22 protein-coding genes are annotated in these 23,669 nt (G+C 69.9%); 16 read left to right on the top strand and 6 right to left on the bottom strand.

Going from position 1 to position 23,669, the window contains the following annotated elements:
- Nucleotides 1–28: 28 nt before the first annotated feature.
- The 5 genes from MFF24_RS11995 (at nucleotide 29) to MFF24_RS12015 (ending at nucleotide 5,501) form a co-directional block, all read left to right on the top strand.
- Nucleotides 29–1,135 carry a PhoH family protein gene (locus MFF24_RS11995; RefSeq protein WP_108941042.1) on the top strand — a complete coding sequence of 369 codons (1,107 nt, stop codon included), beginning with the start codon at nucleotides 29–31 and terminating at the stop codon, nucleotides 1,133–1,135.
- A 17-nt stretch (nucleotides 1,136–1,152) separates the two neighbouring features.
- Complete coding sequence (gene ybeY / locus MFF24_RS12000) at nucleotides 1,153–1,638, top strand: rRNA maturation RNase YbeY (RefSeq protein WP_238224645.1); 486 nt, start codon at nucleotides 1,153–1,155, stop codon at nucleotides 1,636–1,638.
- Between the two features lie 102 nt (nucleotides 1,639–1,740).
- Nucleotides 1,741–2,880: a hemolysin family protein gene (locus tag MFF24_RS12005; RefSeq protein ID WP_238224647.1), complete on the top strand. Its 1,140-nt coding sequence runs from the start codon at nucleotides 1,741–1,743 to the stop codon at nucleotides 2,878–2,880.
- A 25-nt stretch (nucleotides 2,881–2,905) separates the two neighbouring features.
- Nucleotides 2,906–4,606 carry an apolipoprotein N-acyltransferase gene (gene lnt / locus MFF24_RS12010; RefSeq protein ID WP_238224649.1) on the top strand — a complete coding sequence of 567 codons (1,701 nt, stop codon included), beginning with the start codon at nucleotides 2,906–2,908 and terminating at the stop codon, nucleotides 4,604–4,606.
- Between the two features lie 184 nt (nucleotides 4,607–4,790).
- Nucleotides 4,791–5,501 carry a BA14K family protein gene (locus tag MFF24_RS12015; RefSeq protein WP_238224651.1) on the top strand — a complete coding sequence of 237 codons (711 nt, stop codon included), beginning with the start codon at nucleotides 4,791–4,793 and terminating at the stop codon, nucleotides 5,499–5,501.
- 105 nt (nucleotides 5,502–5,606) lie between these two features.
- On the opposite strand, the gene MFF24_RS12020 is transcribed toward MFF24_RS12015, so the two are convergent.
- Nucleotides 5,607–7,196 (bottom strand): catalase, encoded by a 1,590-nt coding sequence (locus MFF24_RS12020; RefSeq protein WP_108941047.1) that lies wholly within the window; start codon nucleotides 7,194–7,196, stop codon nucleotides 5,607–5,609.
- A gap of 148 nt (nucleotides 7,197–7,344) precedes the next feature.
- Here MFF24_RS12020 and MFF24_RS12025 point away from each other — a divergent pair, with 148 nt between their 5' ends.
- From MFF24_RS12025 to MFF24_RS12035, 3 genes are all read left to right on the top strand, one after another.
- The gene (locus tag MFF24_RS12025; RefSeq protein WP_238224652.1) at nucleotides 7,345–8,283 is read left to right on the top strand and encodes a LysR substrate-binding domain-containing protein; all 939 of its coding nucleotides are present in this window, start codon (nucleotides 7,345–7,347) and stop codon (nucleotides 8,281–8,283) included.
- 141 nt (nucleotides 8,284–8,424) lie between these two features.
- Nucleotides 8,425–9,480 carry an AbrB family transcriptional regulator gene (locus MFF24_RS12030; protein WP_238224737.1) on the top strand — a complete coding sequence of 352 codons (1,056 nt, stop codon included), beginning with the start codon at nucleotides 8,425–8,427 and terminating at the stop codon, nucleotides 9,478–9,480.
- A complete protein-coding gene (locus MFF24_RS12035) occupies nucleotides 9,477–9,821 on the top strand; it encodes a diacylglycerol kinase (RefSeq protein ID WP_238224653.1) in 345 nt (114 codons plus the stop codon). Before MFF24_RS12030 ends, MFF24_RS12035 begins: the two co-directional genes overlap by 4 nt.
- Before the next feature lie 44 nt (nucleotides 9,822–9,865).
- On the opposite strand, the gene MFF24_RS12040 is transcribed toward MFF24_RS12035, so the two are convergent.
- Both MFF24_RS12040 and MFF24_RS12045 read right to left on the bottom strand, forming a co-directional pair.
- Nucleotides 9,866–10,063 (bottom strand): hypothetical protein, encoded by a 198-nt coding sequence (locus tag MFF24_RS12040; protein ID WP_108941051.1) that lies wholly within the window; start codon nucleotides 10,061–10,063, stop codon nucleotides 9,866–9,868.
- Nucleotides 10,060–10,260, bottom strand: coding sequence for a hypothetical protein (locus MFF24_RS12045; protein ID WP_108941052.1), 201 nt, complete (start codon nucleotides 10,258–10,260; stop codon nucleotides 10,060–10,062). Before MFF24_RS12045 ends, MFF24_RS12040 begins: the two co-directional genes overlap by 4 nt.
- Nucleotides 10,261–10,527: 267 nt before the next feature.
- On the opposite strand from MFF24_RS12045, the gene MFF24_RS12050 reads away from it, so the two are divergent.
- Nucleotides 10,528–11,085, top strand: coding sequence for a metallophosphoesterase family protein (locus MFF24_RS12050; RefSeq protein ID WP_238224654.1), 558 nt, complete (start codon nucleotides 10,528–10,530; stop codon nucleotides 11,083–11,085).
- A 115-nt stretch (nucleotides 11,086–11,200) separates the two neighbouring features.
- Here the strand turns inward: MFF24_RS12050 and murI are convergent, their stop codons facing one another.
- Nucleotides 11,201–12,076, bottom strand: coding sequence for a glutamate racemase (gene murI, locus MFF24_RS12055; protein WP_238224738.1), 876 nt, complete (start codon nucleotides 12,074–12,076; stop codon nucleotides 11,201–11,203).
- Nucleotides 12,077–12,298: 222 nt separating this feature from the next.
- On the opposite strand from murI, the gene egtB reads away from it, so the two are divergent.
- Together egtB and egtD are read left to right on the top strand one after the other, a co-directional pair.
- Nucleotides 12,299–13,561, top strand: a complete 1,263-nt coding sequence (gene egtB, locus MFF24_RS12060) for an ergothioneine biosynthesis protein EgtB (RefSeq protein ID WP_238224655.1) — start codon at nucleotides 12,299–12,301, stop codon at nucleotides 13,559–13,561.
- A 43-nt stretch (nucleotides 13,562–13,604) separates the two neighbouring features.
- Nucleotides 13,605–14,582 carry an L-histidine N(alpha)-methyltransferase gene (gene egtD / locus MFF24_RS12065; protein ID WP_238224656.1) on the top strand — a complete coding sequence of 326 codons (978 nt, stop codon included), beginning with the start codon at nucleotides 13,605–13,607 and terminating at the stop codon, nucleotides 14,580–14,582.
- Nucleotides 14,583–14,676: 94 nt separating this feature from the next.
- Here the strand turns inward: egtD and MFF24_RS12070 are convergent, their stop codons facing one another.
- Nucleotides 14,677–15,117, bottom strand: coding sequence for a DUF779 domain-containing protein (locus MFF24_RS12070; protein ID WP_133090904.1), 441 nt, complete (start codon nucleotides 15,115–15,117; stop codon nucleotides 14,677–14,679).
- Between the two features lie 233 nt (nucleotides 15,118–15,350).
- Between MFF24_RS12070 and MFF24_RS12075 the strand changes: the two genes are divergently transcribed.
- The 3 genes from MFF24_RS12075 to MFF24_RS12085 all read left to right on the top strand — a co-directional run bounded on the left by MFF24_RS12075 (nucleotide 15,351) and on the right by MFF24_RS12085 (nucleotide 20,467).
- Complete coding sequence (locus MFF24_RS12075; RefSeq protein WP_238224739.1) at nucleotides 15,351–18,038, top strand: nitrate reductase; 2,688 nt, start codon at nucleotides 15,351–15,353, stop codon at nucleotides 18,036–18,038.
- Between the two features lie 178 nt (nucleotides 18,039–18,216).
- A complete protein-coding gene (gene cysG, locus MFF24_RS12080) occupies nucleotides 18,217–19,674 on the top strand; it encodes a siroheme synthase CysG (RefSeq protein WP_238224657.1) in 1,458 nt (485 codons plus the stop codon).
- Nucleotides 19,675–19,873: 199 nt separating this feature from the next.
- The gene (locus MFF24_RS12085) at nucleotides 19,874–20,467 is read left to right on the top strand and encodes an SCO family protein (protein ID WP_238224658.1); all 594 of its coding nucleotides are present in this window, start codon (nucleotides 19,874–19,876) and stop codon (nucleotides 20,465–20,467) included.
- On the opposite strand, the gene MFF24_RS12090 is transcribed toward MFF24_RS12085, so the two are convergent.
- Complete coding sequence (locus MFF24_RS12090; RefSeq protein WP_238224659.1) at nucleotides 20,418–22,244, bottom strand: glycosyltransferase family 2 protein; 1,827 nt, start codon at nucleotides 22,242–22,244, stop codon at nucleotides 20,418–20,420. The two genes, MFF24_RS12085 and MFF24_RS12090, sit on opposite strands and share 50 nt — an antisense overlap.
- A 135-nt stretch (nucleotides 22,245–22,379) precedes the next feature.
- Here MFF24_RS12090 and MFF24_RS12095 point away from each other — a divergent pair, with 135 nt between their 5' ends.
- Nucleotides 22,380–23,306: a transporter substrate-binding domain-containing protein gene (locus tag MFF24_RS12095; protein WP_238224661.1), complete on the top strand. Its 927-nt coding sequence runs from the start codon at nucleotides 22,380–22,382 to the stop codon at nucleotides 23,304–23,306.
- Between the two features lie 98 nt (nucleotides 23,307–23,404).
- Entirely contained in the window at nucleotides 23,405–23,617 is a 213-nt protein-coding gene (locus tag MFF24_RS12100; protein WP_238224663.1) for a hypothetical protein, read from the top strand.
- The last annotated feature ends 52 nt before the right edge of the window (nucleotides 23,618–23,669 follow it).

Below are 23,669 nucleotides of genomic sequence, written 5' to 3' on the forward strand. Positions count from 1 at the left end.
AGGCATATCACCATGCCGGATCTCTCGCGTGCCGATTGACGTTGCGTCCGCCCGTGGCCCCGCCGGCCGCAACAGCCGCCCCGGGCCGGGGCGCCCAGGATTGTCCGAGGCCGTGGAGGTCTCGCTGACCTTCGACGACAACCGGCTCGCCAGCCTCGTCTTCGGGCAGTACGACCAGAACGTCGCTCATATCGAGCGACGCCTCAGCATCACGGGCACGGCGCTCGGCAACCATCTCGTGGTCAAGGGCACGCCCGAAGCCGCCGAGAAGGCGCGGCGCGTGTTCGAGCGCCTCTACGCGCGGGTGCAGAAGGGCGGCACGACGCTCACGCTCGGCGACGTGGATGGCGTGATCCAGGAGGTCACGGTGCAGGGCAACCTGTTCCCCTCCGCCGAGATCGCGACGGAGAACGGCCGCGAGCAATTCGATCAGATCGCGACCCGCAAGCGCGGCGCCGTGCGCGCCCGCAACGCCGCGCAGAGCGACTACATCAAGCTGCTGCGCGCCAACGAACTCGTCTTCGCCGAAGGCCCCGCCGGCACCGGCAAGACCTGGCTCGCCGTCGGCCATGCCGTCTCGCTGCTGGAGCAGGGCCATGCCGAGCGCCTGATCCTGTCGCGTCCCGCGGTCGAGGCCGGCGAGCGGCTCGGCTTCCTGCCCGGCGACATGCGCGAGAAGGTCGATCCGTATCTCCGCCCGATCTACGACGCGCTCTACGATTTCATGGAGGCGCGCCACGTCGATCGCGGCCTGCAGACCGGCATCATCGAGATCGCTCCGCTCGCCTTCATGCGCGGGCGCACGCTGACCAACGCCGTGGTGCTGCTCGATGAGGCGCAGAACACCACCTCGATGCAGATGAAGATGTTCCTGACGCGGCTCGGTGAGAACTCGCGCATGATCATCACCGGCGACCCGAGCCAGATCGACCTGCCGCCGGGCCAGAAGTCGGGCCTCGTCGAGGCGGTCAACGTGCTCGACGGCGTCGAGGGCATCGGCCGCGTGCGCTTCCGCGACGTGGACGTGGTCCGCCACGATCTCGTGCGCCGCATCGTCACCGCCTACGAGTCCGCCGCCCACGGCGAGGCCGAGGCCGATCGCAACCCCAATCCGCGGCGCCGGCCGCTGGCCTGACGCATCCCACAATCGATATGAGCGACCACGAGATCGACATCGCCGTCGAGGATGCGCGCTGGGAACAGGCCGTCCCCGACCTGGAGGCGTTCACGCTGCGTGCCATCGAGGCCGGCTTGGCAATCTTGCCCGATTCGGCCTCCGGACCGGTCGAAGTGAGTGTCCTGCTCGCGGACGATGCCACCGTTCAGGCCCTGAACCGGACGTGGCGAAACAAGGATAAGCCCACCAACGTGCTGTCGTTTCCGGCCGCCGACGGCCCGCTTCAGCCCGGCATGGCGCGGCCCTTGGGCGACGTGGTTCTTGCGTATGACACGCTCGTGCGCGAGAGTGCGGAGCAGTCGAAGCCGTTCGAGCACCATTTCGCCCACCTCCTCGTCCATGGCACCCTTCACCTTCTCGGACAGGACCATGAGACCGGCGAGGCAGAGGCCGACGCCATGGAGACGCTCGAGGTGGCCGCGCTCCGGACTCTCGGCATTCCGAATCCCTACGAAGACTGAGGCGCTCTCCGCCGAAGCGGATGCCGGTTCGGCGAAAGAGAGCGCGTCAGCCAACACACTCGCCTTCTTCCGGCACTCCCGCCGCATCCTACCTAGAGACCCATGACCAACGACCGAAGTCGCGGCGCGGCCCTGGCCGCGCCAGCCGCGGACGCCGAACCCCCTCAACGCGAGGCGTGGTACGATCGTCTGTTGAACGTCTTCCACCTGCGTCCGCGCGACTCCCTGCGCACCGACATCGAGGAGGCCCTGGCCGAGCCCGACACGGGCGAGGACGCCTTCTCCCCGCTCGAACGGGCCATGCTCAAGAACGTGCTCGGCCTGCACAAGGTGCGGGTCGACGATGTCATGCTGCCCCGCGCCGACATCGTGGCGGTGGCCAGCGACACGAGCCTCGGCGATCTCCTGAAGCTGTTCCGCACCGCCGGGCATTCGCGCCTGCCGGTCTACGGCGAGACCCTCGACGACCCCCGCGGCATGGTCCACATCCGCGACTTCGTCGAATATCTCGCGACCCAGGCAGAGGCCGCGCCGCGCCGTACGGTGCCGCAGGCCGTGGCCGATGGCGAAGCCAAGCCGACACCGCGTCCGCGCCGCTCGGCCTCCACCCGCGGGGCACTCCGCAGCCTCGATCTCGGCAAGGTGGATCTCACCGCGACGCTGGCCTCCACCCGCATCCAGCGCCCGGTTCTGTTCGTGCCGCCCTCCATGCCGGCCATCGACCTGCTGGTGCGGATGCAGGCGACGCGCACCCACATGGCCCTCGTCATCGACGAGTATGGCGGCACCGACGGTCTGATCTCGATCGAGGATCTGATCGAGATGGTGGTGGGCGATATCGAGGACGAGCACGACGTGGCCGAGGGCCAGCTCGTCAACCGCATGGAGGGCGAGACGGAGGCGTATATCGCCGACGCCCGCGCCGGCCTTGCCGAGGTGTCGGAGGCCACCGGCCTCGATCTCGTCGCCGCCTTCGGGGAACTCGCCGCCGAGATCGACACGATCGGCGGCCTGATCGTGACGCTGGCCGGCCGGGTGCCGGCGCGCGGCGAGCGGATCGCCGGCCCCGAGGACATCGAGTTCGAGGTGCTCGACGCCGATCCCCGCCGGGTGAAGCGAATCAAGCTCCAGCGCGCCCCGGCCAAGATCGGCACCGTGGTGCCCCTCGCCCTGCCGCCACCGCGCCCGGCGCCGCACGCGCCCGAGGCGGAGACGACCCCGATCGCCGAGTCGGGCCGGTAAGCAGGGCGAGACGAGGCGAACAGGCATGACCGCTCCGCTCGGCCGCGCGCCCGGCGCCGGAATGCGCCCGGCCGCGGCGCGGATCGGCCCCCTCGAAGCCGTCGCGCACCGCATCATCCTGAGCCACGGTTGGCTGCGGCTCGCCATCGCCGTCGCCGCCGGTGCCTGCGGTGCGCTGGCTATGCCGCCCTTCGGCCTGTTCCCGGCCCTCGTCGTCTCGCTCTGCATCGCCGTCTGGCTGATCGACGGCGCGGCGGTCGGCGGCTCGGGCCATCGCACGGTCTGGGCCTGCGCCGGGATCGGCTGGGCTTGGGGCTTCGGCTACTTCACCGCCGGCCTGTGGTGGCTCGGCGCCGCCTTCCTCGTGGAGGCGGACCAGTTCGCTTGGGCGCTGCCGCTCGGCGTGCTCGGCCTGCCCGCCGTGCTCGCCCTGTTTTTCGCCGCGGGCTTCGCCGCCGCGCGTCTCGTCTGGTCACGGGGGGCCGGCCGCATCGCAGCACTCGCCTTCGGGCTCACCGCCGCCGAGTGGTTGCGCGGGCACGTGCTGACAGGCTTTCCCTGGAACACGCTGGGCATGGCGCTCGGAGGCAACCTCTGGACCATGCAGGCGGCCTCGCTCGTCGGCCTCTACGGCCTGACCCTGCTCGCCGTGCTGATCGCCGCCGCGCCCGCCACGCTGGCCACCGGCGCGACCCTGAAGGCGCGGATCGCACCGACGCTGGCGGCCCTCGTCGCCCTCGCGGGGCTGGCCGCCTATGGGGCGGGGCGCGTGCCCGCCGCGCCGGACCCGACGGTGGCGGGCGTGCGCCTGCGGCTGATCCAGCCCAACATCCCGCAGGACGACCGGTTCGGCTCGGCCAACCGGGAGCGGATCGTCAGCAAATATCTCGAACTCAGCGACCGGGCGCTCTCGCCCGACCGGACCGGCATCGCCGATGTCACCCACCTGATCTGGCCGGAATCGGCCTTTCCCTTCCTGATCCAGCGCGATCCTGAGGCGCTCGGGCGGATCGGCGCGGCTCTGCCCGAGGGCAAGCAGCTCATCACCGGTGCCGCGCGGATGCGTGAATTGCCCAACGGCGAGCGGCCGACCCGCGAGAACGCGGTCTTTTTCAACTCGATCCTGACGATCGGCGCGGGCGGGCGCTTCGGCGACATCTACGACAAGGTTCACCTTGTCCCCTTCGGCGAGTACCTGCCGGGTCCCCTCGACGCGGTGTTGCGGGCCGCCGGCCTGCGCCAGTTCATCGCCGTTCCCGGCGGCTTCACCGCGGGCGACCGCGCGGGTCAGCGCATCCTCAACGTGCCGGGCCTGCCGCCGGTCGCCGCCATGATCTGCTACGAGGCGATCTTCCCCGGCGCGATCCTGCCGCCGGATCCGGCCGACGGTGCGCCGGCGGTGCCGGGGCTGATCCTCAACCTCACCAACGATGCATGGTTCGGCGACACGCCGGGACCGCGCCAGCACCTCGCCCAGGCCCGCCTGCGGGCCGTCGAAGAGGGGCTGCCGCTGGTGCGCGACGCCAATTCCGGCATCTCCGCGGTGGTCGATGCCCATGGCCGGATCACCGCGAGCCTTGCGCTCGGTGTCGAGGGCGTGCTCGATGCCGACCTGCCCGCCCGGCTGCCCGGCCGCACCCTCTACGCTGCCTTCGGCGACGGGCCGTTCGCCCTCGGACTGATCGCCTGCCTCCTGATCGCGCTCGCCGCCCGACGCCGGACGTAGAACTTTGCCGGGCCGCGAGACCGTCTTCGATCGAGACACGAAGAAGAGCCGCGACAAGAGCGCGACATCCGGCCAATCTTGGCCGTAGGATCAACCGTCATCTCAAGGCGTTCTGAGAATAAGGCCCCGGCCTGTCGGCTGAAACCGGCGCGGGCCATTCTCATGATTTGCTGAGGAATTGACGATGAAACAGATATTCATGGCTTCGGCCGTCCTCGCGGGCGCGTTGGCCTTCATTCCGGCCAGCGCCGAAGCGCAGCGGGTCGGCGGCTCCGGCGGCCTCGGCGGCGGCAATTTCCGCAGCGCGCTGGGAGCGGGCGGCGTGACCGGTTTCGGCAATCCCGGCTTCCGCGGCGGCGGCCTGGGCGGGGGCGGCATCCGGCCCGGCGGCGGCGCCATCGGCGGCGGATTCGCCGGCCGTCCGGGTGGCGGTGTCGGGATCGGTGGCGGTGGCTTCGCCGGGCGCCCTGGTTTCGGCGGCGTCCGACCGGGCTTCGGCGGTGGCCGGCCTGGCTTCGGCGGTGGCTATGCCGGCGTCCGGCCCGGCTTCGGCCATCACGGCTGGCACGGCGGCAACCGCTGGCGGAATGCCGGCTACTATCGCCGCGGCTACGGCTATGGCGGGATCGGTCTCGGACTGGGTCTCGGCCTCGCGGCCGGCAGCCTCTACGGTGCCTACGGCTATCCGGGCTACGGGTATGGCTACGACAGCGGCTACTACGCACAGCCCGGCTACTATGCGCCCGCCGGCTATTACGGCACCGAGACGGTGACGAGCGATGTCGGGGCCGGTGACGATGATGCGGTGGCCGAGTGCGCCCGCCGCTTCAAGACCTACGACCCGCAGACCCAGACCTACATCGCCAAGCGCGGCGTCCGCCGCTCCTGCCCGTAACGACTGAAGGGGAGGCGCCGAAGCCGGCGCCTCCCTCGTTTCAAAGAAAAACCCCGCCCGACCTGACGGTCGGGCGGGGTTTTTCATGTCGGTGGAGCGCTGGCCTTACTCGGCGGCGACCTTCTGCGGAGCGTTGCCGCCCTCGGTGTAGGTCTCAGCCTGGAGGCGCTTGTGCGGGGCAGCGCGGCCCGGCAGCGGCGGCAGGGCCTTGGCCTTCTCCAGATCGATCCCGGCGCCCTCGGCGACGCGGCGGCCGTAATCCTCGTCGGCGTGCCAGAAGTGCCAGACCATCCGAAGCTGGATCGGCTCGGGGCACTGCTTCATGTCGGCCACGAGATTGGCGATCAGGTCCTCGCGCTCCCAGTCCTGGAACGAGCGGTAGCGCACGCCGGCCTGGGTGTAGTCGTCCTCGGTGCGCGAGGTCTGGTAGCGGCCGAGATTGCCGCTCACCGGCTGGTGATACTCCTTGCGCTTGGGCGCCTCGGCCAGCCCCTCGCCGAGCGTCGAGGGCTCGTAGTTGATGTGTTTGTTGGGGCCCGTGCCGTCGACGCTGTAGGTCATCTGGCCGTCGCGCTGGTTCGAGTAGACCTTCACGCCTGGCTGCGGCGCGTTGATCGGCAGTTGCAGGTAGTTCGGGCCGACGCGGTAGCGCTGCGTGTCCGAGTAGGACAGGGTGCGGCCCTGCAGCATCTTGTCGTCCGAGAAGTCGATGCCGTCCACAAGCACGCCGGTGCCGAAGGCGGACTGCTCGACCTCGGCGAAGAAGTTGTCCGGCACGCGGTCGAGCACCATGCGGCCGACGGGGAGGAGCGGGAAGTCCTCGACCGGCCACAGCTTGGTGTCGTCGAGCGGATCGAACGACAGGTGGTCGTTCGGGCCGTCGGGCATGATCTGCACACAGAACTCCCACTCGGGGAAATTGCCGGCCTTGATGTTGTCGTAGAGGTCACGCGTGGCGTGGCCGACATCCTTGGCCTGGATCTCAGAGGCCTGCTGCGAGGTCAGGTTGCGCACGCCGAGCTTGGGCTCGAAGTGGAACTTGCACAGCACCGCCTCACCCTGATCGTTGATCAGCTTGTAGGTGTTGACGCCCGAGCCTTCCATCTCGCGGTAGTTGGCCGGGATGCCCCAGGGCGACTTGAGGTGCGTCACCATGTGGATCGACTCGGGGTGCTGCGCCACGAAGTCGAAGAACCGCCAAGCCTCCTGGCGGTTGGTCACCGGGTCGGGCTTGAACGCGTGGATCATGTCGGGGAACTTGATCGCGTCGCGGATGAAGAAGACCTTGAGGTTATTGCCCACCAGGTCCCAGTTGCCCTCGACGGTCTTGAACTTCACCGCGAAGCCGCGCGGGTCGCGCTCGGTCTCGGGCGATTCCTTGGCGCCGGCCACAGTCGAGAAGCGTACGAAGACCGGGGTCTTCACGCCGGTCTCGTTGAGGACGCGGGCGCGGGTGTACTTGGAGGCCGGCTCGTTGCCGATCTTGCCGTAGGCCTCGAAATAGCCGTGCGCTCCGGCGCCGCGGGCGTGGACGACACGCTCCGGAATGCGCTCACGGTCGAAATGCGTGATCTTCTCGATGAACTGATAGTTCTCGAGCGTCGCCGGTCCTCTCTCGCCGACCGTTCGCAGGCTCTGGTTGTCGCGGACCGGATGGCCCTGGCGGGTCGTCAAAATCGGACGGTTCTCGCTCATGCGTCACTCTCTCCTTGAAAGGCAGGGGTCTTCAGGTGGGGTCGCTCGGCACGTCCGCACAGCCTGGAACCATTCTGTTTCGACGGTATGACCCAGGCATGACCTATTGGCAAATGCATCGTTACAAAGATTGTGATAGATACGGCCTATGAATCTGTCCGGCCTGTCGCTCCGCGATCTCGAATATGTCGTGGCTGTCGCCGACGAAGGGCATTTCGGTCGGGCCGCCGAGCGCTGCAACGTGAGCCAGCCGACGCTCTCCGTGCAGGTCCGCAAACTGGAAAACGCGCTCGGGCTGACCTTGTTCGAACGATCCAACCGGCGCGTGTTGCTGACCATGGCCGGGCAGGGCATCGTCCGGCAGGCCCGCGTGGTGCTCAGCGAAGCGCAGCGCTTGCTGGCGCTCGCGGTCGAGGGGCGCGGCTCACCGCTGACCGGCCGGCTGGTGCTCGCCGCGATCCAGACGCTCGGCCCCTACTATTTCCCGCTCGTGCTGCGCCTGCTGCGCCAGGAATTTCCGCTGCTGACGCTGGCGCTCAGCGAGGCGCGCACCGCCGAGATCCTCGACGGGCTGCGCGACGGGCGCATCGACGCGGCCCTGGTCTCGCTCCCGGTCGCGGCCTCGGGGCTGACGGTCTCGCCGCTCTTCGTCGAGCCGTTCCGGCTCGCCTGTCCGGCCGATCATGCCTTCGCTCAAGGGGCTGCCCCGCGGGCGGAGCATCTGAGCGGGCCGGACCTGCTGCTGCTCGACGAGGGCAACTGCCTGCGCGACCAGACCATCGCCGCCTGCGGCACCCTCAGGGGCGCCGGCCGCCACGCGACGAGCCTGGAGACCCTGCGCTCGATGGTGGCGGCGGGCGCGGGCTACACCCTGATCCCGGCGCTGGCCGTGCCCACCGGCCCCGATCCGAGCGGGTTGACCGTCATGCGCCACTTCGAGGGGGAGGGGCCAGGCCGCACGCTGGCCCTGGCTTGGCGCTCCAGCGATCCGCGGGCGGCGGGGCTGGCCCATCTCGCGGCCTTCTTCCGGGCGCACGCCCCGGCGGGCACCGCCGCCTGTCGGGAGGACGAAGAGTATCGCGCCTGATCACCGGAAGAAGGGGAAGGCCGGGATCACGAGCCCCTGGCCGGCGCGCCGCGTCGGGGCCTCACCGTGACAGTTCGGGCGAGAGCGTGTAGCGCGGGCCTCGCGCGGATCTTGTCCCGCGCCATCCTCGCATCCACGCCCGTGCCCGAGACCCGCATCCTCCTGCGCTGGACGGCGCTCGTCGCCGTCTCGGCCGCTCTTGCCTACGGCCTGAGCCGCGCGCATTTCCCCGCCGCCCTTCTCATCGGGCCGATGCTCGCCGCGATCACCTTCGGCGTTCGCGGGGCCGGTCTCTCGTTGCCGCGCCCGCTGTTCCTGGGCGCCCAGGCGGTGATCGGCTGCCTCGTTGCGCATTCCGCAACGACCGAGATCGCCGCCACCTTGCGCGAGGACGGTCTCATCATCTTCGCGGTCGTCGGCGTGACGGTGGTGGCCGGCGCCCTGACCGGTCTGGCCCTGACACGGCTGCGGGTTCTGCCCGGCACCACCGCCGCCTGGGGCTCCTCGCCGGGGGGAGCGGCCGCCATGGTGGCGATGGCCGAGGATTACGGCGCCGACCCGCGCCTCGTGGCGTTCATGCAATATGTGCGCGTCGCCGCGGTGGTGCTCTCGGCCTCGCTCGCCGCGCGGCTCCTCGCCGACGTGACCGGCTCGGGCGAGGCGAGCGCTTCGGACGAGACGTGGAGCTGGACCGGGCTCGCGGCCACGGTCGCGGTCGCTGCGGTCGGGTACGGCCTCGCGAGCCTGCTGCGGCTGCCCTCCGCGCCGCTGATCGGGCCGATGCTGCTCGGTGCCGTCCTGCACGCCACCGGTCTCCTCGACATCGTCCTGCCGGGGCCGGTCCTCGATGCCGCCTACGCGGCGATCGGCTGGTATGTCGGGCTGCGCTTCAACCGGCGGACCCTGGACGAGACGCTGCACGCGTTGCCCGGCGTGCTGACCGCGACGGCCGCGATCATTCTGCTCTGCGGAATTTGGGCCTGGGCTCTGACCTACTGGCTGCCGATCGATTTCCTCACCGCCTTCCTGGCCACCAGTCCCGGCGGTCTCGATTCGGTGGCGATCATCGCCGTGGGCTCGAAGGCCGACGTGTCCTTCGTGCTCGCGGTGCAGACGCTGCGCCTGTTCGTGGTGCTGGCGACCGGCCCTATCCTCGCCAAGTGGATCGCCCGGGCGGTCCCGGGAGAAGCCCGGTGACCGCGCTCTACCTCGCCTTCCTGAATTCCTGGCGCGGCCTCCTCCATGGCGGGCGCACGGAGCGGGCGATCCGGCTCGAACTCGTGCTGCTGGCGCTCGGCCTGCCAGTGGCGCTGGTCCTCGGCGGCAGCTTGTGGGTGCGGGTGGCGCTCATCGCCAGCCTGCTGCTCATGCTCGGGGCGGAACTCCTCAACACCGCCGTCGAGAAGCTGTGCGACCACCTTCATCCCGGCCGGCACGAGCGGATCGGCATCGTGAAGGATCTCGCCTCGGCGGGCGCGTTCATGACCCAGGTCATCGCCGCCCTGATCTGGGGCGCGGCTGTGATCGACCGGTTCTGACCGGAGCGATCCGGGGCGCGGCGGACGATGCTGCCGCGCCGCGCTCAGCCGTCGTCCTGCTCGCTCCAGACAACCCATCCGCCGCCGAACAGCGTGACGGCGATGACGATCCACAGGCCGGTCCGGCCGACCAGATCGACCAACCAAGTATGCACCGCCGAGAAACTGACGGTCAGAAGGCAGTCCACGACACCGAGATAGAGAGCGAGTCCCAGAAACGCGACGGCCAGAGTGCGGCTCATCGATCCTCCGTCTCCTTCCACAGGGCCCAGGCCCCGGCGAACACCATGGCTCCGATCAGCAGCCGCATCCCCGTGTGACCGATCTGTTCAAGCAGCCATGCATGGGCGGCGGACAGGCTCAAGTCCAGCATCCACCCCCATGCCGACACGATCACGGCAAGGGCGACGACAACGAGAATTTTCGTCGAGACCGACATGGCCGCCGCGCTAGCACGTTTGGGCAGGGGCGGAGAGCGACCCAAGTGACACTTCGCCACGAGTCCTCGGAAAAATGGTGCGGCGCTCGAACCATCCGCTGCGACGGGCGATCCGTTCGCGCACGCACGGTGGGTCGATCGGCATCATTGTACCTTATGTTGTGACCGGCCGGAGGATTTTCGGCGGCGTGTGCTGCGTTGCGACGGGATGTCGGGTGATCCGCCCGCCGCGATCCTCCAGTTGTCTCACATCAACGTGAAGAAGGCATGGCTACTTACTTTATCGCCGACACGCATTTCGGCGACGCCCGCCTTGTCGAGCGCCGACGGTGCGGCTTCCCCTCGGTGGAGGCGCATGACGCGGCGCTGATCGCCCGCTGGAATGCTCGGGTTGGCCCCTCGGACGAGGTCTGGCATCTCGGCGACTTCGCGGCCCATGCGAGCCGCGAGCATTGCGCCACCGTGTTCGCCCAGCTCAACGGCACCAAGCGGCTCGTGCGCGGCAACCACGACAGCAACCGGGTGCTCGATCTGCCCTGGGCCGAGCCGCCGGTGGAAAGCGCCAGGATCTCGGTGACGGACGCGGCGGGCCGGACCTGGCGGCTATACCTGGCGCATTACGCCCATCGCGCCTGGCCGGGCCTGTGGCGCGAGACCCGGCACCTCTACGGCCACACCCACGCGACGCTGCCCGACACCATCCGCTCCTGCGACGTCGGGGTCGATGCCTGGGATTTCTCGCCGGCGGACATCGGCGAGATCGTCGCCCGGCAGGATGCGGCGACGCTGGTGCCGGAGGAACTGGCGCCGCGGGAATCGCGGTGACGGTTCGCCTCCTGCCAAATCCGGTCGATCCCTTCGGGATAGCGGATTTGGGCGTCGCTCAAGCGCCGCGCGGGCTTGCCGATACGGTCCCCGCTTCAATCAAGCCGGGGCCGTATCAGCTCACCGTCAGCGGCATCGCCTCGATCATCGTCTCGAACAGACCCCGCCGCTCCAGCGAGCGTCCGAGCGCCGGGGTCAGTCCGCTTCCGCCCGTGAACACGGCCCGCGCGGGCGGCGCGTCGGGGGACTGCGCCGGCATCTCGCCGAGAAGCTGGATCACCCGTCGGGCGATGGCCGGGGCCGGATCGATCCACGTCACCGGCCACGGCGCGAGGCGCTCGAAGCGGGGCAGCAGCAGCGGGTAGTGGGTGCAGGAGAGGCAGACCACGTCGGTGCGCCGGCCGTCCGCCCCCTCCACGAAGCAGGGCTCGATCTCGGCCAGGATCGCCGCGTCCGAGACCGGCTCTCCGGCCATCTCGGCCTCGGCGTAGCCCGCGAGGTTCTTGGAGCCCACCAGCGTCACGGCGCAATGCGCCGCGAAATTCCGGACGAGGTCGTGGGTATAGGGCCGCGCCACGGTGCCCGGCGTCGCGAGCAGGGAGACGAGGCGGGTGCGCGTCAGCGCGGCGGCCGGCTTGATCGGCGGCACCACGCCGACGAAAGGCGTGACGAAGCGCTGGCGCAGGGCCGGCAGCACCAGGGTCGAGGCGGTGTTACAGGCGATCACCACGAGGTCGGGGGCGTGGCGCGCCAGCAGCCGCTCCATCACCGCGATCACCCGTGCCACCAGCCGCTCCTCGCTCAGCGCGCCGTAGGGGAAGGCCGCGTCGTCCGCGGCATAGACGTAGGACGCATCCGGCCGGGCGCGGCGCACCTGCTCCAGCACGGTCAGGCCACCGAGGCCGGAATCGAACACGAGGATGATCGGCTGCGCGTTCTGCGCCGGCCATGCCGCCGAAAGGGTCGCCCCTGCCATCAGATCGATCCGCATCACCGCCGCCTCAGGCTCGCGCATCCTTGGGAACATCGGGGCGGCGAGTGTCCGGCAGCCACGGTTAAGGACACCTCACTGCGGCTGCAAAAAGGCCGCGCTTCTCCCCTGGTCCGACCGGGGTGCGACACGGGGTGCGACGAACAGCTTGGCGGGCTCCGGCGTTGTCATAAGGCAATCAGCGTCTATTTCCGCCGCACAACGGAGGAAGAGATTCCAACCATGGCAGCCGTCGCAGCACATCTCACCCATTCTGAGAGCGGCGCGGCTTTCCCGCCGCCGCCGCTCGACGCCCGCCCGATCGACCGCGACGCCTGGATCGCGGCCTTCCGCACCGTCCGCGACGAGACCGAGCGGCGTGCCGCCCCGCTCTCGCCGGAGGACCAGCAGATCCAGTCGATGGAGGATGCGAGCCCGACCAAGTGGCACCGGGCGCACACGACGTGGTTCTTCGAGCAGTTCCTGCTGCGCGAGCACCTGCCGGGCTACGCCATCTACGACGAGCGCCTGCACTACCTATTCAATTCCTACTACGTGCAGGCGGGCCCCCGGCAGCCGCGCTTCATGCGCGGGATGATCACCCGGCCGACCGCGGCGGAGACCGCCGCCTACCGCGCCCATGTCGATCGCGCGGTAACGGTGTGGCTGCGCGAGACCTCCGAGACGGCGCTGGAGCGGGCGCTGCCGATCCTGGAGATCGGCCTCTACCACGAGCAGCAGCATCAGGAGCTGATGTTCACCGACATCCTGCACGCTTTCGCGCAGAACCCGCTCGATCCGGTCTACGACCCGGCCTGGTCGATGCCCAAGGCGCAGGCAGATGCCGGCAAGGCTGCCCTGGAAAGAGGCATCACCCAGATCGGCCACGACGGAAACGGCTTCGCCTTCGACAACGAGAGCCCGCGTCACGACGTGCTGATGCTCGGCTCCACTATCGACCGCGGCCTCGTGACGAACCGCGACTGGCTCGCCTTCATGGAAGACGGCGGCTACGCGCGGCCGGAGCTTTGGCTCAACGAGGGCTGGCTCTGCGTGCAGCGTGAAGGCTGGGACGCGCCGGGCTACTGGCGTCGCGAGTCCGAACGCTGGTCGATGATGTCGCTCGCCGGCCGCAGGGCCGTCGATCCGGCGGCGCCGGTCACGCATGTCAGCTACTTCGAGGCCGATGCCTATGCCCGCTGGGCCGGACGCGATCTGCCGACGGAAGCCGAGTGGGAAGTCGCCGCCGGCGACGGCCTGATCGACGACGCCTTCGGCCTCGTCTGGCAATGGACCCGCAGCGCCTACGGACCCTATCCAGGCTACCGGCCGGTGCCGGGCGCGCTCGGCGAGTACAACGGCAAGTTCATGTCGAGCCAGTACGTGCTGCGCGGCTCCTCGGTGGCCACGCCGGACGGACATGCGCGGCCCGGCTACCGCAACTTCTTCTACCCGCATCAGCGCTGGCAGTTCACCGGCCTGCGGCTCGCCGACGCGCGAGGCTGATCACCCGCCTCGCCCAACCCTCCCGCGGTCCCGGAGACAGCCTTTGACGATCGACCCCCGCCTCACGGCCGCCAGCCCGGCCGCTCCCCTCTCCGAGAACGGGCTGTTCCTGGCCGATGTCTGGGACGGACTCGGCGCAAGCCCGAAAGTGCTGCCGGCCAAGTATTTCTACGACGCGGCCGGCTCCGCCCTGTTCGAGCAGATCACCGTGCTGCCGGAATACTACCCGACCCGGACCGAACTCGGCATCCTCGACGCGCGCGGTACCGAAATCGCGGCGCTGCTGCCGGAGGGCGCAGCACTCGTCGAGTTCGGCAGCGGCTCGACCGCCAAGCTGCGGCGCCTGCTGCGGCACCTGCCGGGGCTCTCGGCCTACCTGCCCGTCGATGTCTCGGGGGAGTTCCTTCGCGAACAGGCCGTGACGCTGCGCGGCGATTTTCCCGACCTCGCCGTCGAGCCGGTGGTCGCCGACTTCACCCGGCCCTTCGCCCTGCCGGGGGGTTTCGAGAACCGGGCGCTGGCCGGCTTCTTCCCCGGCTCGACCATCGGCAATTTCGAGCCGGGCGAGGCGGCCCGCCTGCTCGACGTGTTCGGGCGCATCCTCGGCGCGGGGGCGACGCTGGTGCTCGGCGTCGATCTCGTGAAGGACCGCTCGGTGCTGGAGGCGGCCTACGATGACGCGGCCCGCGTCACCGCCGCCTTCAATCTCAATCTCCTCCACCGCATCAACCGCGAACTCGACGGCGAGATCGACCCGGACGCCTTCGCGCACCGGGCCTTCTTTAACGAGGCGGCCTCGCGCATCGAGATGCATCTGGTCAGCCGGCGGGCGCAGAGCGTGCGCGTCGCCGGGCGCGGCTTCGCCTTCGCGGAGGGCGAATCGATCCACACCGAGAACAGCTACAAATACACCCTCGACGGCTTCCGGACGCTCGCGGCCCGCGCCGGCTGGGCTTCGGTCGAAGCCTGGACCGATCGGGACGGGCTGTTCTCGGTCCATGCCCTGCGGCGGCAGGCCTAGGACTGGCTGTCGTCGCTCACGCGGCGGAAGAGGCCATCCTGCCCCTCGACGTGCAGGATGGCCGCGCCGCGGTTGGAGCCCGTAAAATGGCAGCCTACATCCGGCAGGCGCCAGACAACGCCTCGTTCTCCGCGCTCGTGAACAGCCGCGAGCGGATGTGGAAGCGCTTCTCGCGGCCGTTCTCGAGCGAGAACATGCCGCCGCGGCCGGGCACCACGTCGAGCATGATGTGGGTGTGCTTCCAGACCTCGAACTGCGAGCGCGAGATGAAGAAATCCGCGCCGCCGACCCGGCCGAGATGCACGTCGCCGTCGCCGGTGATGAAGTCGCCGACGGCGTAGCACATCGGCGACGACCCATCGCAGCAGCCGCCGGACTGATGGAACATCACCGGGCCGTACTCCGCCTTGAGTTCCTCGATCAGCTCCAGCGCCGCCGGCGTCGCGGTCACCCGCAGGGGCGTACCGGAATTGTCCGCCTGCTCGGCCGTGACGGGTTCAACGCGCTCGGCGGCGGTGCTCGCGGTCTCGCTCATGGCTTCCTCTCTCTGATTGTTCTGTCGTGTTTATCTGAGGCCGGACCGGCGGATGTCCAAGCGACCGGGTCTCCGGCCGCCAGCACCGTCGACGATAGCAGAGGAACGTCGCCGGCCCCCTCCGAAATGGCTCGGCGCTTCATCCAACCTCAGGTGGTGCGAAGGTGAGCGGCCCGACTTTTGCTATCCCCAGCGAAACGTCCCTGCGACGAAAAATCCGCCGAGGATTCATGATGTCTCAGCCCGCCTCCGACAGCACCGCGCCCGCCGTGAAGACGACCTGCCCGTATTGCGGCGTCGGCTGCGGCGTGCTCGCGACGCCGGACGGCCAGAGCGGTGTGGCGATCGCCGGCGACCCCGACCATCCGGCGAATTTCGGCCGCCTCTGCTCCAAGGGCTCGGCGCTCGGCGAGACGGTCGATCTCGGCGACCGGCTGCTCGATCCGATCGTGGACGGCCGGACCGCGACCTGGGAGGGCGCGCTCGGCACCGTGGCCGGCGGCTTGAGGCGGATCGCCGAGCAGCACGGGCCGGACGCGATCGCCTTCTACCTCTCGGGCCAGATCCTGACGGAGGATTACTACGTCGCCAACAAGCTGGCGAAGGGCTTTCTGGGCACGCCGCACGTCGACACCAATTCGCGGCTGTGCATGTCGAGCGCCGTCGCCGCCCACCGCCGCGCCTTCGGCTCGGACACGGTGCCGGGCTGCTACGAGGATCTCGACGAGGCCGACCTGATCGTGCTCGTCGGCTCCAACGCCGCGTGGTGCCACCCGATCCTGTTCCGGCGGATGATGGATGCCCGCAAGAACCGCGGCACGAAGATCGTCACCGTCGATCCCCGCCGAACGCAAACCGGTGAGGAGGCCGACCTCCATCTCGGCCTCCAGCCGGGCACCGATACCGCGCTCTTCTCCGGCCTGCTGGTGCATCTGGCCGGCATGGGCAAGCTGGACCTGCGCTTCATCGAGGCGCACACCGCCGGCTTCGAGGGCGCCCTGGAGCGCGCCCGGCAGATCGCGCCGGACATCGCCGCCACCGCCCGCGCCACGGGTCTGGCCGAAGCCGACGTGCAGGCCTTCTTCGAGCTGTTCGCCCGGACGAAGCGCGTCGTCACGGGCTTCAGCCAGGGGGCGAACCAGTCGGCGCAGGGCACCGACAAGGGCAACGCCATCATCAACTGCCATCTCGCCACCGGGCGGATCGGCCAGCCCGGCATGGGCCCGCTCTCGCTCACCGGCCAGCCCAACGCCATGGGCGGGCGCGAGGTCGGCGGCCTGGCCAACATGCTCGCCGCCCACATGCACTTCGCGCCGGAAGAGGTGGACCGGGTCCGCCGTTTCTGGAAGGCGCCCAACATCATCACCGGCGAGGGCATGAAGGCGGTCGCGCTGTTCGAGGCGATCGAGCGGGGCAAGATCAAGGCGCTCTGGGTAATCGGCACCAACCCGCTCGTCTCGATGCCGCGGGCCGACCGGATCCGCGAGGCGATCAAGGGGCTCGACCTCTACGTCGTCTCGGAGGCGGTCGCGAACAGCGACAGCGCCCGCGCGACGGGTAAGAAGACCGTGCTGCTGCCGGCGCTGGCCTGGGGCGAGAAGGACGGCACGGTGACGAATTCCGAGCGCCGCATCTCGCGCCAGCGCGCCTTCCTGAAGGCGCCGGGGCAGGCGCGGGCGGATTGGGCGATCCTGTGCGACGTTGCCCGCCGCCTCGGTCACGGCGAGGCCTTCGCCTACCAGTCCGCCGCCGAGATTTTTCGCGAACACGCTGCGCTCTCGGCGTTCGAGAACGAGGGCAGCCGCGACTTCGACCTCGGCGGCCTCGCCGAGATGAGCTCGCTTGCCTACGACGCGCACCGGCCGATGCAGTGGCCGGTGCCGAAGCGCGGGCCGGAGGCGAAGACGGGCCGCGCCCGGCTCTTTGCCGACGGGCGCTTCTACACCTTCGACCGGCGCGCCCGCTTCGTCGCGGTGCAGCCGCCGGCCCTGGCGCAGCCGGTCACCGCCGCGCACCCGCTGGTGCTCAACACCGGCCGCATCCGCGACCACTGGCACACCATGACCCGCACGGGCAAAAGCCAGCGCCTCTCCGCCCACCGCGCCGTGCCCTTCGTCGAGGTTCATCCCGACGACGCGGCCCGCTACCGCCTGAGCGACGGAGGATTTGCCCGCGTCGCGACCGAGCTCGGCAGCGCGATCCTCGAAGTGACGGTGACGGACGCCGTTCTGCCGGGCTCGATCTTCGTGCCGATGCACTGGTCCGACATGACCGCCTCCGACGGGCGCGCGGCGGCGCTCGCCCGCGGCATCGCCGATCCGGTCTCGGGCCAGCCGGAACTGAAGGCGACGCCCGCTTCCGTCGAGGCCGTGGCCTACCGTTCCCGCGGCTACCTGCTGACGCGGGACATCCAGGCGGCGCCCGCCGGCTGGTGGTGGGCGCGGGCGACCGTTCAGGGCGGCTCCGGCCTCATCTTCGCGACCCAGGAGGGCTCGCGAGAGATGGCCTTGTCCGTGCGTGGACTGTTCCCCGGCCACGAGCTGGCCGAGTACGTCGATCACGCCCGCGGCCTCTACCGCTGCGCCGTCTATCGCGGGGACCAACTCATTGCGGCGCTCAGCGTGGCTCCCGGTGACCGGCGGCCGGACTGGGAAATCGCCAAGGCGGTCTTCGCCAGCCCCGACATCGAGGCGTTCGACCGGCGCGCCCTGCTCTCGGGCCGGGCGGCTTCGGCCTCGGCCGGGCCGATGGTCTGCGCCTGCCACGGCGTCGGGCTCGACGTCATCACTGGGGCGATCGCAGCTGGAGCGGGCTCGGTCGAGGCGGTGGGCGCGGCCTGCAAGGCGGGAACAAATTGCGGCTCCTGCATCCCCGAGATTCGCAAGCTGCTGTCGCCGACGCTTGCGCGCAGCGCCGCGTAGGCGCAGTTTTCAGGCCCTCCGTCCTACTCTCGCCCTCTTCCTAAGGTGCTGCGAAGCAGCTTCAAGGAGAGGGCTCCGGGAATGCCGCGCGCCCTGGAGTCCTCCTTCGAGGCTCCGCTCCGGCACCTCAGGATGCGGGATGGGGATGGGATCACAAGTCGAGTCGTACAAGAAGACCATGAGCACGCCCCGCCAACCCCGCGAAACCCGCGCCGGCCTCGAGCCGCTGGCGGTGCTGCCCGTGTTCGTGCCGCTGCAGGACAAGCGGGCGGTGCTCGCCGGCTCCAACGGGGGCGCCCCCTGGAAGGTGAAGCTGCTCGCCGCCGCCGGCGCGCGGGTCGATGTCTATGCCGAGGCGCCGAGCGAGGAGCTGCGCGGCGTGCCGTCCGAGATCGCCGCCGGTTCGGTGACCTTGCACGAGCGCCGCTGGACGCCGGAGGATCTTCAAGGCGCGGCCTTCGCCATCGGTGCCATGGAGGACGAGGAGGATTGCATCGCCTTCGTCGCGGCGGCGCGCGCGGCGGGTGCCATCGTCAACGCGGTCGACCGGCCGCATCTGTGCGACGTGAAGTTCGGCGCCATCGTCAACCGCTCGCCGCTCGTCGTCGGCATCTCGACCGAGGGCGCCGCCCCGGTCTTCGGGCAGACGGTGCGGGCGCGCATCGAGGCGATGCTGCCGCGCGGCTTCAAGCACTGGGTCGCCGCCGCCCGCGACTGGCGCGAGGCGGTCACTTCCCGCTTCCACGGCTTCTCCGAGCGGCGCGGCTTCTGGGAGCGCTTCACCGACCGCGCCTTCGCCGAACCGGACCGCACCCCGACGGAAGCCGACCTCGCCGACCTGCTGGGCCAGACCGAGGCGCTGCCGCTCGGCGGTGCCGTGACGCTCGTCGGCGCCGGGCCGGGCGATGCCGAACTGCTGACGCTCAAGGCCCTGCGCGCCCTGCGCAATGCCGACGTGATCCTCTACGACGACCTCGTCGCTCCCGAAATCCTCGACTACGCCCGCCGCGAGGCCCGCACCATGCTGGTGGGCAAGACCGGTCACGGCCCCTCCTGCCGCCAGGACGACATCAACGCGCTGATGGTCTCGCTGGCGAAATCCGGCAAGCAGGTGGTGAGGCTGAAATCCGGCGACCCGCTCGTCTTCGGCCGGGCCGGCGAGGAGATCGAGGCTTGCGAGGCCGCGGGCATCCCCTGCACCATCGTCCCCGGCGTCAGCGCGGCGCAGGGCGCGGCGGCGGCACTCGGCGTCTCGCTCACCCATCGCGACGCGGCCCGGCGCCTGCAATTCGTCACCGGCCACGACCGCCGCGGGGCGTTGCCCGAGGATCTGAACTGGGGCGCGCTGGCCGACCGCAGCGTCACCACGGTCGTCTACATGCCCAAGCGCACGTTGCGGGCCCTGCTGGAGCGAGCGGTCGCCGAGGGGCTCGCTCCCGAGACGCCGGCCCTCGTCGTGTTCAACGCGACCCGCGCCAAGCAGGCGACAGTCGCCGGCACCGCCGCGGATCTCGCCGGGCGAATCGAGGCTTCGGATCTCGAAGGGCCGGCGCTGTTGATGGTCGGAGAGGCCCTGCGCCGGCACAACGCCCGCGGCGCGGACGCCCCCGTCGAGATCCGGGCCGAAGCCTCCTGACACGCCGCATCGTCCGGAGGACCGGGCGCCCGTGCGGCTTCCCGCGGGCTTGCGGCACGCCTTGGGCTCTGTGATGTGAGGAGTGGCGCACTGACGACCGAGGCTGTCGCTTTCAGCACAGCGTCCGGAGTCGGGGCCCGTTCCACACGGTCGTCCCGCCCCGTTGGGCCGCCTTCGTAGACACGCTTCCGAGAGCTCCATGCGTCGTCCCTCCCGCAGCGTTCTCCTGCCGCTCGCCGCCTTCGTCGCCGGTCTCGTGGCCCTCTCCGTCGCGCTGGTGATGACGCTGGTGCCGCAGCATCCCCAGAGCGGCCCGAGCGGCGTCGGCGGGCCCTTCACCCTGGTGAACCAGAACGGGGCGACGGTCACCGAGCGCGACTTTGCCGGCAAGCCCTACCTGATGTTCTTCGGCTTCACCCATTGCCCCGACGTCTGCCCGACCACGCTGCAGCAGATCAGCGATGTGCTGGCGGCGCTGGGCCCCAAGGCCGACGCGCTGAAGGTCGCCTTCGTCAGCGTCGATCCCGAGCGCGACACGCCCGAATCCCTCAAGACCTACCTGTCGAGCTTCGATCCGCGCATTACGGGCCTTACCGGCAGCCCGGAGCAGGTGGCGGCGACCATCAAGACCTTCCGCGCCTACGCCAAGAAGGTGCCGAGCCAGGGCGGCGACTACACGATGGAGCACACCGCGCTCGTCTACCTGATGGACGCCCGCAACGGCTTCGTCGGCGCGGTCAACCTCAACCGGCCGGCAGCGGAGACGGCAGCGGAGCTGTCGAAGCGGATCTGATCGCGCCGAGCGGGCGCCGCCCGAGCGCGCCGGTCCGGGAGGTGCGGGCCAGCCCGTGCTCGGTCTTGTTCCAGCGGTGCGGATGCCGAGCCAGTTCGAACACGGCGAGCCACGCCGCGACGCTGCCGAGGAGGAAGTAGACGGGTAGCAGCAGCACGAGCGGCACGAGGTCGAACCATCCCCGCCGGAGGCAGCCGACGAGGCCGGGCAGGCACATCGCCGCCAGCCCGCCGAGGAACACCGTGATCGAAGCCGCACGCTTGACGATGGCGACGCCGTCGTCCGCCTCGACCCAACTGACGAGGTCGACGAGACCGCCGAGCAGCATGAAGGGATAGAACAGGGCTGAGACGACCGTGCCGGGCAGCAGCGCCAGCACGCACAGGCTCCCCGCCGCACCGAGGCGGCGATAGAGGTGGAGCGGGCGCCAGCCATGGGTGAAGCTCGTCTGCAGGAAGCCCTTCATCCAGCGGGTGCGCTGGCGCAGCCACTTGCGCGGATGGGCGAGCGCCTCCTCGTACGTCGCACTCGGCAGATCGCCGACATCGTAGCCCGCAAGCGCCATGCGCAGGCCGAGATCGGCATCCTCGGTGACATTCCACGAATCCCATCCATGGAGATCGCGCAGGACGCGGGTGCGGAAATGTGTCGAGGTTCCACCGAGCGGCGTCGGCATCCGCCACGCGGCCAGGGCCGGGCCGAGCACGTCGAACAGGGCCGCGTACTCGATGGCGAACAGGCGCGGGAGCCAACCGTCGCCGTGATTGTCGATGACGAGGCGGCCTTGGAGGCAGGCGGTCGAGGCCGGCGCGCGGGCAAACAGCGTCGCGGCGAGGCGAAGCTGTTCGGGCGATATCACATCTTCCGCGTCGTAGACCACGAGGTGCTCGCCGCGGGCGAGCGGCAGGGCCGCGTTCAACGCCCTCGGCTTCGTGCGCGGCATGCCCTCCGGGACGGTGACGATTTCGAAGCGGGCAGGCAGCGGGGTCGCGCGGAACGCCGTGGCGGTCGCCTCGTCGTCCGCCTCCAGCAGGAACTTGATATCCAGCTTGGCTGCCGGATAGTCGAGCCGGCGCAGGGCGCCGAGCAGACGCGGCACCACCGGCGCCTCCCGGTAGAGGGCGATGAGGATCGTGTAGGTCGGAAGTTCTTCGTCCGTCAGGAGCGCCGGCCGCTTTTCGGGCTCTGCGGCGCGCAGGATCTCGACAGCCCCGATCCCGGCCGCGGTGAGGCGAAAGGTCAGCAGGGTCAGCATCAGGCCCTGGATCAGCAGCAGCAGGAGGAAGCCGGCCATCGTCGGAAGGCGAGCGAGCAGGACGACAAGGGCGAACACGCTGCCGGCCAAGACAAGGTCGATCGCCAGCGGGCCAGGGCGGCAGGACCATTCGGGACGCAGACGCCCCAGGGTTTCGGAGGCATCCTCGGCGATGGCGGCCCCGTACCGTGCGAACAGGGCCTGCCTCAAGGCCGTCGGAGTCGTGATGGCAAGAGGCTGCGCCGTTCGACCCGCCGCAATCAGGCGCGCCACCGCGGCACCGCGCGGTGCCGCGACGAGGACTTCGCCTCCCTCGGATGTCACGAGCGGCGCGGCGCCGGCCTCAAGACAGCGCCTGTACGGAACGCCCTCTCCGATCGTGAAAGATCCGGCGAGAAAGGTCGCTCCGAGCCGGCGGGCCAGCGCGCGATAGAACGCCTCCTCGGAGAGAAGTCCCTCGTTGAGGAGAGCGGTCGCGGCGTCGGTGCCGCAGCGGCGGGCGATGGTCGCGGCCCGGCTCAACGTCTCGAGGGGAACGCCCTCGGCCGCGAGGAAGCCGATTTCCGGCGGGAGCAGAGCGGACCGGTTGCTCCGTCGGCGGTCGAGATCGGACAGGGGGATAGCTCCCTGCGAGCCCGCGCCGTGCTAGGGAGAGGCATGGGCTCGGACCTCTCCATCGGCGTGCACTGCGCCACGACGACAACCAGCGCGTCAATTCTCTACCGCTGGATGCAGTGGCTGATCGTACCAGCCGTTATCATTTCATTAACCAATGTTGCATCGGCACAACAGCCGACCGATCCCGCGCCAACGCCGTCCGTGGCCATCCCGAATTTCTGGAATCCGCGGGCGCGTGGTGAGCGCGTCGAGGCGCCGCAGACGGGACGGGCCGTCCGCTTCATGACCGACGACGAATTCCCGCCCCTGCACTTCGCAGGGCCCGACGGCATGCCGACGGGCTTTGCCGTGGAACTGGCCCGCGCGGTCTGCGACCGGTTGACCATCACCTGCACGGTGCAGGCGCGCCGCTTCGACACGCTGCTCGACGCGCTCGCCGACAAGCAAGGCGACGTGGTCGCCGCCGCCGTGCCCCTGACCGCGGGCCTGCGCGCGCGCTTCCTGGCCACGCGACCCTATTTCCGCTGGCCGGCCCGCTTCGTCGCCCGCAAGGATCGCGGTCTGCCCGCCCCCTCGGCGAGCGCGCTGGCCGGGCGGAGCGTCGGAATCGTGGAGGGCAGCGCCCACGAGGCCTACCTGAAAGCCTATTTCCCCAAGGCCACAGGCAAGACGTTCACCGACCTGTCAGCGGCCGAGAGCGCGCTCAAGCGCGGCGAGGTCGAGTATCTGTTCGCCGACGGCCTCAGCCTCGCTCTGTGGCTGAACGGCCAGGAGGCGGAAGGCTGCTGCGCCTATTCCGGCGGCGACTACTTGGAGAACCGCTATTTTGGCGAGGGCATCGGCTTCGTCACCCGCACCGAGGACGCGGCACTCGCCCGCGCCCTCGACGATGCGTTGCAGCGGGTGTGGGACGACGGAAAATACGCTGAGCTCTATCTACGGTTTTTTCCGGTCAGTCCGTTCTGACCTGGGCCTGAACGCCCTAACTGCTGTAGCGTGAAGCCCGCGCCTCACGGGGCCTGCAAGCCCCGGCCGACCTAAAGGATCGAATGGATCGTCCGCGAATGCCGAAGCCGTACAGCATACAGGGACAGGCGCGTCGCCGCGTCGGCGAGCCGCAAACCGCGCAGCGGGAGAGCGATCTTTCCCTGGAGAGGCGACAAAAGCTCGCGCTAAACCGCTTCACCTATAGCGGTGGCTACGACGGCTATGAAGGCCGCATGATCCTGAAGCCGGAGCTGAGACGACGGGACGGACACCCCGACGGGTCTCGCTGACCCTCGCCGCATCGTCCACACCGTAACCGGGAGGCGGCCCCTCCCGGATGCG

It is taken from the genome of Methylorubrum aminovorans (assembly GCF_022179725.1).
GTDB classification, from domain to species: Bacteria; Pseudomonadota; Alphaproteobacteria; order Rhizobiales; family Beijerinckiaceae; genus Methylobacterium; species Methylobacterium aminovorans.

Coding starts and splice junctions, on each gene's coding strand:
- ybeY (WP_238224645.1), top strand. CDS start 1,153: ATGAGCGACCACGAGATCGACATCGCCGTCGAGGATGCGCGCTGGGAA.
- MFF24_RS12005 (WP_238224647.1), top strand. CDS start 1,741: ATGACCAACGACCGAAGTCGCGGCGCGGCCCTGGCCGCGCCAGCCGCG.
- lnt (WP_238224649.1), top strand. CDS start 2,906: ATGACCGCTCCGCTCGGCCGCGCGCCCGGCGCCGGAATGCGCCCGGCC.
- MFF24_RS12015 (WP_238224651.1), top strand. CDS start 4,791: ATGAAACAGATATTCATGGCTTCGGCCGTCCTCGCGGGCGCGTTGGCC.
- MFF24_RS12020 (WP_108941047.1), bottom strand. CDS start 7,196: ATGAGCGAGAACCGTCCGATTTTGACGACCCGCCAGGGCCATCCGGTC.
- MFF24_RS12025 (WP_238224652.1), top strand. CDS start 7,345: ATGAATCTGTCCGGCCTGTCGCTCCGCGATCTCGAATATGTCGTGGCT.
- MFF24_RS12040 (WP_108941051.1), bottom strand. CDS start 10,063: ATGAGCCGCACTCTGGCCGTCGCGTTTCTGGGACTCGCTCTCTATCTC.
- MFF24_RS12045 (WP_108941052.1), bottom strand. CDS start 10,260: ATGTCGGTCTCGACGAAAATTCTCGTTGTCGTCGCCCTTGCCGTGATC.
- MFF24_RS12050 (WP_238224654.1), top strand. CDS start 10,528: ATGGCTACTTACTTTATCGCCGACACGCATTTCGGCGACGCCCGCCTT.
- murI (WP_238224738.1), bottom strand. CDS start 12,076: ATGCGGATCGATCTGATGGCAGGGGCGACCCTTTCGGCGGCATGGCCG.
- egtB (WP_238224655.1), top strand. CDS start 12,299: ATGGCAGCCGTCGCAGCACATCTCACCCATTCTGAGAGCGGCGCGGCT.
- MFF24_RS12070 (WP_133090904.1), bottom strand. CDS start 15,117: ATGAGCGAGACCGCGAGCACCGCCGCCGAGCGCGTTGAACCCGTCACG.
- MFF24_RS12075 (WP_238224739.1), top strand. CDS start 15,351: ATGTCTCAGCCCGCCTCCGACAGCACCGCGCCCGCCGTGAAGACGACC.
- cysG (WP_238224657.1), top strand. CDS start 18,217: ATGAGCACGCCCCGCCAACCCCGCGAAACCCGCGCCGGCCTCGAGCCG.
- MFF24_RS12085 (WP_238224658.1), top strand. CDS start 19,874: ATGCGTCGTCCCTCCCGCAGCGTTCTCCTGCCGCTCGCCGCCTTCGTC.
- MFF24_RS12095 (WP_238224661.1), top strand. CDS start 22,380: ATGGGCTCGGACCTCTCCATCGGCGTGCACTGCGCCACGACGACAACC.
- MFF24_RS12100 (WP_238224663.1), top strand. CDS start 23,405: ATGCCGAAGCCGTACAGCATACAGGGACAGGCGCGTCGCCGCGTCGGC.